The organism is Pseudoalteromonas sp. L21, from assembly GCF_021728035.1.
Lineage (GTDB): Bacteria > Pseudomonadota > Gammaproteobacteria > Enterobacterales > Alteromonadaceae > Pseudoalteromonas > Pseudoalteromonas arabiensis.
In genome coordinates this window covers 1-12,452 of sequence record NZ_JAKKCV010000011.1, presented here as the reverse complement: position 1 = coordinate 12,452, position 12,452 = coordinate 1, and the positions used below count along the sequence as shown (strand labels likewise).

The following is a 12,452-nucleotide window of genomic DNA, read 5'->3' as shown; positions in this document are numbered from 1 at the left end:
TCGGTGTAATATTTTTTTTGGGCTAGTATTAGTCCGTAATAATTAGGAAATTTGTAATGTCTGTAACTAAAGACCAAATCCTTGATGCTATTGCTGAAATGTCAGTAATGGACGTTGTTGCTCTAGTTGAAGCAATGGAAGAGAAATTCGGCGTAACTGCAGCTGCTGCTGTTGTTGCTGGTCCTGCTGCTGAAGCAGCTGAAGAAAAGACTGAGTTTGACGTAATCCTTACTGGCGCTGGCGCTAACAAGGTTGCTGCAATCAAAGCTGTACGTGGTGCAACTGGTCTTGGCCTTAAAGAAGCGAAAGCTCTTGTTGAATCAGCTCCTGCACCTCTTAAAGAAGGTGTATCTAAAGAAGAAGCTGAAGCGCTTGCAAAAGACCTTACTGAAGCTGGTGCTGAAGTTGAGGTTAAGTAATCTAGCTTACGCTAGGTTCGCTGCCTGAGTAATCAGGCAAGGGCTGGTGATTATTTAATCACCGGCCTTTTTGCGCTATGGAGCGATGCAATCCTGTAGCGCAAATAAAATCTAGTTTTCTCTTTATTTTCAAGTTGTTACCTTTTTTGGTATTGAAAGTGACAGAGCAAAATAGAACAACAATTTAATGTTGTACATCTTGGCATAGATGCCAGTTAAGTCTGTTCTTACAAGAACAGGTCGGGTCAAAGATCAGCAAGCTGAGGAACCCCATGGCTTACTCTTATTCTGAAAAGAAACGTATCCGTAAGGATTTTGGTAAACGTCCACAAGTTTTGGATATACCTTTCTTACTGTCGACGCAGTTAGAATCGTTTAAAAAATTCTTAGTCCCTGACGCTGATGGCGATCACGGTTTGGAAGCTGCTTTCCGTTCTGTGTTTCCGATCAAAAGCTACTCGGGAAATTCTGAGCTACAATACGTCAGTTATCGTATTGGTGAGCCAGTATTCGATGTAAAAGAATGTCAAATTCGCGGTGTGACTTATTCTGCTCCACTTCGCGTAAAATTGCGTCTTGTGGTGATGGACAAAGAAGCACCAGGCACAGTTAAAGACATAAAAGAGCAAGAAGTTTACATGGGCGAAATTCCGCTCATGACTGATACCGGTACCTTTGTAATCAATGGTACAGAGCGTGTTATCGTTTCTCAGCTACACCGTAGCCCTGGTGTATTCTTTGATAACGACCGCGGTAAAACTCACTCGTCAGGTAAAGTACTTTATAACGCGCGTGTAATTCCTTACCGTGGTTCATGGTTAGACTTCGAGTTTGATGCAAAAGATAACCTATATGTACGTATTGACCGTCGTCGTAAATTACCGGCGTCAATTATCTTACGTGCTCTAGAGTTCTCTACGGAAGAAATCCTAGATATCTTCTTCGATACCACTGCGTTTGAAGTAACTGACGGTAAAGTTCTTATGGAACTTGTACCTTCACGTTTACGCGGTGAAACTGCCGCTTTTGATATCAAAGGCGAAGACGGTGAAGTCCTTGTTGAAGCGGGTCGTCGTATTACTGCGCGTCACATCAAGAACATCGAGAAAAAAGGTATTAACCAATTAGAAGTACCGCATGAGTACATCATTGGTCGTGTTGTAGCTAAAAACTATGTTGACGAATCAACGGGTGAGATCATCGCTAACGCGAATGATGAGCTATCACTTGAGCTAATGGCTGAATTGGTTAAAGCAGGTCACACTAAGATTGATACATTATATATCAACGAAGTGGACAGCGGCGCCTACATGTCAGATACATTACGTATCGACACAACAAGCAACCGTTTAGAAGCATTAGTAGAAATTTATCGCATGATGCGCCCAGGTGAGCCACCGACGAAAGACGCGGCTGAAGCCTTGTTTGATAACTTGTTCTTCTCTGAAGAGCGTTATGATCTATCAACAGTAGGTCGTATGAAGTTCAATAGCCGTGTAGGTTATGACTCAGATACAGGCCCTGGCACATTATCGAAAGAAGACATCGTAGCTGTTATGAAAGTGCTTATCGCTATTCGTAACGGTGTTGGCGATGTTGATGATATCGACCACTTAGGCAACCGTCGTATCCGTAGTGTTGGCGAAATGGCTGAGAACCAATTCCGCGTTGGTCTAGTACGTGTTGAGCGTGCTGTACGTGAGCGTTTAAGCTTAGGTGACCTTGATGCGGTAATGCCACAAGATCTTATTAACGCTAAGCCTATTTCGGCAGCCGTTAAAGAGTTCTTTGGTTCATCTCAGTTGTCACAGTTCATGGACCAAAATAACCCGCTTTCAGAAGTAACGCACAAGCGTCGTATTTCTGCATTAGGTCCGGGTGGTTTAACACGTGAACGCGCTGGCTTCGAAGTACGAGATGTTCACGTAACTCACTATGGTCGTGTATGTCCAATCGAAACGCCTGAGGGTCCAAACATCGGTCTAATTAACTCATTGTCTACGTACGCACGTACTAACGACTATGGTTTCTTAGAAACACCTTACCGTAAAGTGGTAAACGGTGTCGTAACTGATGAAGTAGATTATTTATCAGCCATTGAAGAAGGTCAGTTTGTTATCGCTCAGGCGAACTCAAACTTGAACGACAACAATGAGTTTGTTGATGAACTCATTCCATGTCGCCACAAAGGTGAATCAACCTTTATGGGCAAAATGGACCAGCAATATATGGACGTATCACCACAGCAGGTGATCTCTGTAGCGGCCGCACTTATCCCGTTCTTAGAACACGATGATGCTAACCGTGCATTGATGGGTTCAAACATGCAACGTCAAGCTGTACCAACGCTTATTGCGGACAAACCGCTAGTAGGTACAGGTATTGAGCTTACACTAGCGAAAGATTCTGGTGTAACGATCGTTGCTAAGCGTGGTGGTGAAGTAATGTATGCGGATGCAAGCCGCATCGTTGTAAATGTACATGAAGATGAGCGTATCCCTGGTGAAGCGGGCATCGATATTTACAACCTTACTAAATACACACGCTCAAACCAAAATACATGTATTAACCAAAAGCCAACGTGTATGGTTGGTGAGCCGGTAACACGTGGTGACGTATTAGCAGATGGTCCTTCGACTGACTTAGGTGATTTAGCACTAGGTCAAAACCTTCGCGTGGCATTCATGCCATGGAATGGTTATAACTTCGAGGATTCAATCCTATTATCAGAGCGTGTAGTTCAAGAAGATCGTCTAACGACTATCCACATTCAAGAACTACAATGTATCGCACGTGATACTAAATTAGGTCCAGAAGAGATCACAGCAGATATTCCTAACGTAGGTGAATCTGCACTAGGCAAGCTTGATGAATCAGGCGTTGTTTATATCGGTGCTGAAGTGAAAGGCGGCGATATCCTAGTAGGTAAAGTGACTCCGAAAGGCGAAACGCAATTAACGCCAGAAGAAAAGCTACTACGTGCTATCTTCGGTGAGAAAGCGTCAGACGTTAAAGACAGCTCTTTACGTGTACCAAACTCTGTAACGGGTACTGTAATCGACGTACAAGTTTTCACCCGTGACGGTGTTGAAAAAGATAAGCGTGCGTTAGAAGTTGAAGATATGCAGCTTCGCGAAGCGAAGAAAGACTTCAATGAAGAGTTCCGTATCTTAGAAGCCGGTGTATTAGACCGTGCTCGTAAGTTACTTGTTGACGCTGGTCTGAACGCAGATTCAATTGCATCACTAAATGCTGAAAAGCTGCTTACTCAAAGCCTTGCTGAAGAAGACAAGCAAGCTGAGCTTGAGCAACTAGCCGCTCAGTACGATGAGCTTAAAGCTGAATACGATAAGAAGTTTGAAAACAAACGTCGTAAGATCACTCAAGGTGATGACTTAGCACCAGGCGTACTTAAGATTGTTAAAGTATACCTAGCTGTTAAACGTCGTATCCAACCGGGTGATAAGATGGCGGGTCGTCACGGTAACAAAGGTGTTATCTCGACTATCGTACCAGTAGAAGATATGCCATACGATGACAAAGGTCGTACGGTAGACATCGTTCTGAACCCGCTAGGTGTACCATCACGTATGAACATCGGTCAGATCCTAGAAACACACATGGGTCTTGCTGCACGTGGTGTGGGTGAGCGCTTAGAAGAAATGATGAAAGAGCAGCGTGAACTGCACGAAATCCGTAGCTTCGTTAAGAAAGTTTACGAATTAGGTGATTGTCGTCAGAAAGTCGATATCGACTCGTTCTCTGATGATGAAGTTCGTCGCTTAGCTGAAAACTTGAAAGGTGGTTTACCGATCGCAACTCCAGCCTTTGATGGTGCTCGTGAAAGCGAAATCAAAGACTTACTTGAGCTTGGTGGTTATCCAAGAAGCGGTCAAGTTACACTTTATGATGGCCGTACTGGCGATCAGTTCGAACGTCAAGTAACTGTTGGTTACATGTACATGTTGAAACTTAACCACTTGGTTGATGACAAGATGCACGCACGTTCAACTGGTTCTTACAGCCTTGTTACTCAGCAGCCGCTGGGTGGTAAAGCGCAGTTCGGTGGCCAGCGTTTCGGTGAGATGGAGGTGTGGGCACTAGAAGCTTACGGTGCTGCATATACTCTACAAGAAATGCTAACAGTGAAATCGGATGACGTGAACGGTCGTACTAAGATGTATAAGAACATCGTAGATGGTAACCATAAGATGGAACCAGGTATGCCAGAATCGTTCAACGTATTGTTGAAAGAAATCCGCTCACTGGGTATCAACATCGAGTTGGAAGAAAATTAAGCCATTTAGGTGCGGCGTAAGCCGCACCTGTTAGGCCGAATAGAATGTAGGGGCGATTGGTTCGCCCTCAAGATTAACCTCCGACAGGAGAGCTAAGGTGAAAGACTTACTTAAGTTTCTGAAGCAACAAAATAAGACCGAAGAATTCGATGCAATTCGCATTGGTCTTGCTTCGCCAGATATGGTTCGTTCATGGTCATACGGTGAAGTAAAGAAACCTGAGACAATCAACTACCGTACTTTCAAGCCTGAGCGCGACGGCTTATTCTGTGCCCGTATTTTCGGCCCAGTGAAAGATTATGAGTGTTTATGTGGTAAATATAAGCGCCTTAAGCACCGTGGTGTTATTTGTGAAAAGTGTGGCGTTGAAGTAACGCTAACTAAAGTGCGTCGTGACCGTATGGGTCACATTGAGCTTGCGAGCCCAGTTGCGCACATTTGGTTCTTAAAATCATTACCGTCACGTATCGGCTTAATGCTAGACATGACACTTCGTGACATCGAACGCGTACTTTACTTCGAATCATTCGTTGTAACTGAGCCTGGTATGACAACGCTTGAGCGTGGTCAGCTTTTAGGTGAAGAAGAGTACCTAGATGCACTAGAAGAGCACGGTGATGAGTTTGAAGCGAAGATGGGTGCTGAAGCAGTTTTAGACTTGCTTCGTGAACTTGATCTTGGCCAATTAATTGCTGAAATGCGTGAAGAGTTACCAACAATTAACTCTGAAACGAAGCGTAAGAAGATCACTAAACGTCTTAAATTAATGGAATCGTTCCACCAGTCAGGCAACAACCCTGAGTGGATGATCATGACTGTACTTCCAGTACTGCCACCTGATCTACGTCCATTAGTACCACTAGACGGTGGTCGTTTTGCGACTTCTGATCTGAATGACCTATACCGTCGTGTTATTAACCGTAATAACCGTCTTAAGCGTCTATTAGATTTAGCAGCACCAGACATTATCGTACGCAACGAAAAACGTATGTTACAAGAAGCGGTAGATGCGCTACTTGATAACGGTCGTCGCGGCCGTGCGATCACAGGTTCTAACAAACGTCCTCTTAAATCGCTTGCTGATATGATCAAAGGTAAGCAAGGTCGTTTCCGTCAGAACTTACTTGGTAAACGTGTAGATTACTCAGGCCGTTCTGTAATCACAGTGGGTCCTACGCTTAAACTACACCAGTGTGGTCTTCCTAAGAAGATGGCACTTGAGCTATTCAAACCATTTATCTACGGCAAACTAGAGCGTCGCGGCATGGCTACGACTATCAAAGCTGCGAAGAAGATGGTTGAGCGTGAAGTGGCAGAGGTATGGGATGTATTAGACGAAGTAATTCGTGAACATCCAGTATTACTTAACCGTGCACCAACACTTCACCGTTTGGGTATCCAAGCGTTCGAACCTGTGCTTATCGAAGGTAAAGCGATCCATTTACATCCATTAGTTTGTGCGGCGTACAACGCTGACTTCGATGGTGACCAAATGGCGGTACACGTACCGTTAACGCTTGAAGCACAGTTAGAAGCACGTGCTCTAATGATGTCTACTAACAACATCCTATCTCCAGCGAATGGTGAGCCAATCATCGTTCCTTCACAGGACGTTGTATTAGGTCTTTATTACATGACTCGTGATCGCATTAATGCGAAAGGCGAAGGTACTGTATTTAAAGATCCTAAAGAAGCTGAAAAAGCATACCGCAGCGGTAACGCTGAGTTACATGCACGCGTAAAAGTACGTATCAGCGAGACAGTTAGTACTGAAGAGGGTGATGCAGTTGAGCAAGTATCTATTGTTGAAACAACAGTAGGTCGTGCGATTCTTTCACTCATCCTACCAAAAGGCATGCCGTTTGAGCTAATCAACCAAGCCCTAGGTAAGAAACAAATTTCTGGCTTATTAAACGAGTGTTACCGTCGTCTAGGTCTTAAAGATACAGTTATCTTTGCTGACCAAGTAATGTATACCGGTTTCCACTACGCGATGAAGTCAGGTGTTTCAATCGGTATCGATGACTTAGTTATCCCACCGGTTAAAGCAGAAATCATTGAATCAGCAGAAGCTGAAGTTACTGAAATCAACCAACAATTCCAATCAGGTCTTGTAACGGCTGGTGAAAAGTACAACAAAGTTATTGATATCTGGTCACGTGTAAATGAAAACTTATCACGTGAGATGATGGCGAACTTATCAAAAGATACTGTAATCAACGCGAAAGGCGAAGAAGAAGAGCAATCTTCATTTAACTCAGTGTTTATGATGGCCGATTCAGGTGCCCGTGGTAGCGCCGCTCAGATCCGTCAGCTAGCGGGTATGCGTGGTCTAATGGCACGTCCAGATGGTTCAATCATCGAGACACCAATCACGGCGAACTTCCGTGAAGGTCTAAACGTACTACAGTACTTCATCTCGACGCACGGTGCGCGTAAAGGTCTTGCCGATACAGCACTTAAAACAGCAAACTCGGGTTACTTAACGCGTCGTCTAGTAGACGTTGCACAAGACTTAGTAATCAATGAAGACGATTGTGGCACAGAAGATGGCTTAACAATGAAACCGCTTATCGAAGGTGGTGACGTTGTAGAAGCACTTCGCGAACGTGTACTTGGTCGTGTTGTTGCTGAAGATGTTGTTATCCCTGGTACGAACGAAGTACTTGTTGAGCGTAACATTATGCTTGACGAAAAACTGTGTGATCTTTTAGAAGAGCACTCAGTGGATGAAGTACGCGTTCGTTCAGTTATCACCTGTGATAATGACTTTGGTGTATGTGCTAAGTGTTACGGTCGTGACCTTGCACGTGGCCATATCATCAACCCAGGTGAGTCAGTAGGTGTTATCGCGGCACAATCAATCGGTGAGCCGGGTACACAGCTTACGATGCGTACCTTCCACATCGGTGGTGCGGCGTCTCGAGCATCTGCTGAAAACAGTGTACAAGTTAAAACTAACGGTACATTGAAGTTACACAATGCGAAGTACGTATTAAACACAGACGGTAAGATTGTTATCACGTCTCGTTCAACAGAGATCACTATCATTGATAGCTTCGGTCGTGAGAAAGAGCGTTATAAAGTACCTTACGGTGCGGTGTTAACAGTACAAGATAATGCAGAAGTTCAAGGTAACGATATCGTTGCAACTTGGGATCCGCATAGTCACCCAATTGTTCTTGAGCACAAGTCAAAAATCTCATTCAGCGATATTGATGACTCAAATACCGAAGCACAAACAGACGAGTTAACTGGTTTAACACGTGTGGTTGTTAAAGACCTAGGTAAAGCGAATGCGAAAGAGCCGAAACTAATCATCGAAAGCGATGAGCGTGGTCTGCAAGAAACACGTCTACCTTCATTCACCACGATTGAAGTAACAGACGGCGCAACTGCAAACCCAGGTGACGTACTTGCACGTATTCCGCAAGAAGGTTCGAAGACTCGTGATATCACGGGTGGTCTACCTCGCGTAGCTGACTTATTCGAAGCACGTAAGCCGAAAGATCCTGCAATCCTTGCAGAAATCACAGGTACAATCAGCTTCGGTAAAGAAACGAAAGGTAAGAAGCGTCTTGTAATCACGCCAGCTGAGGGTGACGCATACGAAGAGATGATCCCTAAATGGCGTCAACTTAACGTGTTCGAAGGTGAGCAAGTGTCTAAAGGTGAGGTTATCGCCGATGGTCCTGAGTCACCACATGACATCTTACGCCTACGTGGTGTAACTCATGTAGCTAACTACATCGTTAACGAAGTGCAAGAGGTTTACCGCTTGCAAGGCGTTAAGATCAATGACAAGCACATTGAGACAATTATTCGTCAGATGCTACGTAAATGTATCATCCTTGACGGCGGTGACACTGAGTTCTTAGCCGGTGAACAAGTTGAAGTGGCACGCGTTAACATCGCGAACCGTGAACTTGAGAAACAAGGTAAGATCCCAGCGAAGTTTGAAATCCAGTTAATGGGTATCACTAAAGCGTCACTTGCAACAGAATCTTTCATTTCTGCAGCATCATTCCAGGAGACAACTCGTGTCCTAACTGAAGCAGCTGTAAATGGTAAGAGCGATGAACTTCGTGGTCTGAAAGAGAACGTAATCGTGGGTCGTCTGATCCCAGCTGGTACTGGCTTTGCGTATCACCAAGACCGTTTGAATCGTCGCAAGCAAGGTGAAATCATCGAAGAGCAAACAGTAAGCGCTGAAGAGGCAACTCAAGCACTTACTGACGCACTTAATGCTGATATCTCTGGAAACCAATAATCTCAGCTTAATCAATAGATTAAGTAATCGTAAGGCAGTTATCTGCTGCCTTACGATGAGTTAAGGTTGACAGGTTAAACTTTGCTCATTAAAATTCCGCCACCCATTTGCCTGCACGTTTTGTAACGAGCATGTAAACAGGGCGGATTTTTTTATTTTTTCAGTAGTAATTTTAATTTCAGGAGCTATTTAAATGGCAACTATTAACCAGCTAGTGCGTAAGCCACGTCGTAGCAAGGTTACTAAAAGTAACTCAGCTGCGCTTAAAGCGTGTCCGCAAAAGCGTGGTGTATGTACTCGTGTATATACAACTACACCTAAGAAACCAAACTCTGCATTACGTAAAGTAGCGCGTGTTCGTTTAACTAACGGTTTCGAAGTAACATCATACATTGGTGGTGAAGGCCACAACCTACAAGAGCACAGTGTAATCCTAATCCGTGGTGGTCGTGTTAAAGACTTACCAGGTGTGCGTTTCCACACTGTACGTGGTGCACTTGACTGTGCAGGCGTTAGCGACCGTCGTCAAGCTCGTTCTAAATACGGTGCTAAACGCCCTAAGGGCTAATGGTTCTCCGTTAGTAAGGCCAAGCACTAAATTTTTAAATTAATTGTTTTGGGTATTGACTCTAAAAGAGCAAACCTGAAGATACCGGAGATACAAAATGCCTAGAAGACGCGTAATAGGTCAACGTAAAATTCTTCCAGATCCTAAGTTCGGATCGGAACTTCTTGCTAAATTCGTTAACGTAGTAATGTTAGACGGCAAGAAATCTACTGCTGAAAAAATCGTTTATGGTGCGTTAGACGTGGCTGCTGAGAAATCAGGCAAGTCGCACCTAGAAATCTTTGAAGCTGCACTTGAAAACGTTCGCCCACAGGTAGAGGTTAAATCTCGCCGTGTTGGTGGTTCAACGTACCAAGTACCAGTTGAAGTACGTCCAGTACGTCGCAACGCATTAGGTATGCGTTGGTTAGTAGACGCTGCACGTAAGCGTGGCGAAAAATCTATGGGCTTACGTTTAGCTCAAGAAATCGTTGACGCTGCTGACAACAAAGGCACTGCGGTTAAGAAACGTGAAGACGTTCACCGTATGGCTGAAGCGAATAAAGCATTCGCTCATTACCGTTGGTAATCTGCCCTTAACCTTTAAGAGGATCATATGGCACGTACAACTCCACTTGAGCGTTACCGTAATATTGGTATTTGTGCTCACGTAGATGCAGGCAAAACCACCACAACAGAACGAGTTCTGTTCTACACGGGTCTTTCTCATAAGATCGGTGAAGTACATGATGGCGCTGCAACTATGGATTGGATGGAGCAGGAACAAGAGCGTGGTATCACAATCACTTCTGCTGCAACAACGTGTTTCTGGAAAGGGATGGACGCTCAATTTGACGACCATCGTATCAATATTATTGATACGCCAGGACACGTAGATTTCACTATCGAAGTAGAGCGTTCTTTACGCGTACTAGATGGTGCGGTAGTTGTTCTTTGTGCTTCATCTGGTGTACAGCCGCAAACTGAGACAGTCTGGCGTCAAGCGAACAAATACGAAGTTCCGAGAATGATCTTCGTAAATAAAATGGATCGCACAGGCGCTGACTTCTTAACGGTTGTAGAGCAGGTGGAATCTCGTCTTGGAGCAACGCCTGTTCCAATTCAGCTTCCAATTGGGGCTGAAGACGACTTTAAAGGTGTTATAGACCTTATCAAGATGAAAGCCATTAACTGGAATGAAGAAGACCAGGGAATGACTTTCACTTATGAGGCTATTCCGGCAGACCTTCAGGAATTAGCTGAAGAATGGCGTTCTCACTTAGTTGAGAGTGCAGCTGAAGCATCTGAAGAACTGATGGAAAAATACTTAGAAGGTGAAGACCTGACTGAAGCTGAAATTAAAGCCGCTTTACGTCAGCGCACATTAGCAAACGAAATTGTTCCCATGACGTGTGGTAGTGCATTTAAAAATAAGGGTGTTCAAGCTGTGCTTGATGCTGTTATTGAATATATGCCTGCACCAACACAAGTGAAACAAATCCAAGGTATCGTTGAAGATGGTACTGAGGAAGAACGTCCTGCTGATGACAACGCACCGTTTGCCGCACTTGCTTTTAAGATTGCGACAGACCCGTTCGTTGGCACCTTGACCTTCTTCCGTGTTTACTCTGGTACAGTTAAACAGGGTGACGCGGTATATAACCCAGTTAAAAGTAAGCGTGAGCGACTTGGTCGTATCGTTCAGATGCATTCAAACTCACGTGAAGAGATCAAAGTAGTCTACGCAGGCGACATCGCGGCGGCTATTGGTCTTAAAGACGTAACAACAGGTGAAACACTGTGTGATCCGAACTCAATCATTACGCTTGAGCGTATGGAGTTCCCAGAGCCAGTTATCTCTGTTGCGGTTGAGCCTCGCACAATCGCTGACCAAGATAAGATGGGGATTGCGCTGGGTAAACTAGCTGCAGAAGATCCGTCTTTCCGCGTACAAACTGACGAAGAATCAGGCCAGACTATTATTTCTGGTATGGGTGAACTTCACCTTGATATCATTGTCGACCGTATGAAACGTGAATTCAGTGTTGAATGTAACGTTGGTAAGCCGCAGGTAGCATACCGTGAAGCTATCCGCTCAGCTGTTGAAGTTGAAGGAAAGTTCGTACGTCAATCAGGTGGTCGTGGTCAATATGGTCACGTCTGGCTTAAACTTGAACCGATGGATATTTCGGAAGATGAAGCGCCAACTTACGAGTTCGTTAACGAAATCGTTGGTGGTGCGGTTCCTAAGGAATACATCCCTGCGGTAGATAAAGGCATCCAAGAGCAAATGACTCAAGGTGTGCTGGCAGGCTACCCATTACTTGGCGTCAAGGCGACTCTATTTGATGGTTCATTCCATGATGTAGACTCGAATGAGATGGCATTTAAGATTGCAGGTTCAATGGCGATGAAGAAAGGTGCGCTTGAAGCAAATCCTGCTCTTCTGGAACCAGTAATGAAGGTTGAAGTTATCACTCCTGAAGAAAACATGGGTGATGTAGTTGGTGACTTAAATCGTCGCCGCGGCATGATCGAAGGCATGGAAGAAGCATTTGGTGGTCTTAAGCAAATTAATGCGCAAGTACCACTTTCTGAAATGTTTGGTTATGCAACTGATCTGCGATCTGCAACACAAGGCCGTGCATCGTACTCTATGGAGTTCTTAAAGTATGCAGAAGCCGCGAAGAATGTTGCAGATGCAATAATTGCAGCTCGCGCTGTTACATGATTTAGCTTGTCTGGCCCAATAGTGGGTCAGGCGTTAATTTCTTTATAGGAATTTTTTAAGATGGCAAAAGAAAAGTTTGAACGCGTAAAACCGCACGTAAACGTAGGTACAATCGGCCACGTTGACCACGGTAAAACTACCCTAACTGCAGCAATCACTAACGTACTTGCAAAAGTATACGGTGGTG

At 44.5% G+C, this 12,452-nt stretch carries 7 protein-coding genes; all 7 read left to right on the top strand.

From position 1 onward, the window contains the following. The first annotated feature begins 56 nt into the window (after positions 1–56). Positions 57–419 (top strand): 50S ribosomal protein L7/L12, encoded by a 363-nt coding sequence (gene rplL, locus L3V41_RS19645; RefSeq protein WP_062568391.1) that lies wholly within the window; start codon positions 57–59, stop codon positions 417–419. A 272-nt stretch (positions 420–691) separates the two neighbouring features. Next, entirely contained in the window at positions 692–4,717 is a 4,026-nt protein-coding gene (gene rpoB / locus L3V41_RS19640) for a DNA-directed RNA polymerase subunit beta (RefSeq protein ID WP_062568390.1), read from the top strand. Between the two features lie 97 nt (positions 4,718–4,814). Next, positions 4,815–8,987: a DNA-directed RNA polymerase subunit beta' gene (rpoC, locus tag L3V41_RS19635; protein WP_062568389.1), complete on the top strand. Its 4,173-nt coding sequence runs from the start codon at positions 4,815–4,817 to the stop codon at positions 8,985–8,987. A 193-nt stretch (positions 8,988–9,180) separates the two neighbouring features. Then, entirely contained in the window at positions 9,181–9,555 is a 375-nt protein-coding gene (gene rpsL / locus L3V41_RS19630) for a 30S ribosomal protein S12 (protein WP_002958885.1), read from the top strand. A 97-nt stretch (positions 9,556–9,652) separates the two neighbouring features. Continuing rightward, positions 9,653–10,123 (top strand): 30S ribosomal protein S7, encoded by a 471-nt coding sequence (gene rpsG, locus L3V41_RS19625; protein ID WP_054554834.1) that lies wholly within the window; start codon positions 9,653–9,655, stop codon positions 10,121–10,123. A gap of 27 nt (positions 10,124–10,150) precedes the next feature. Further along, positions 10,151–12,265, top strand: coding sequence for an elongation factor G (gene fusA / locus L3V41_RS19620; RefSeq protein WP_062568388.1), 2,115 nt, complete (start codon positions 10,151–10,153; stop codon positions 12,263–12,265). A 60-nt stretch (positions 12,266–12,325) separates the two neighbouring features. Then, a partial coding sequence (locus L3V41_RS19615) for a GTP-binding protein (protein ID WP_033023824.1) occupies positions 12,326–12,452 on the top strand: 127 nt, incomplete at its 3' end.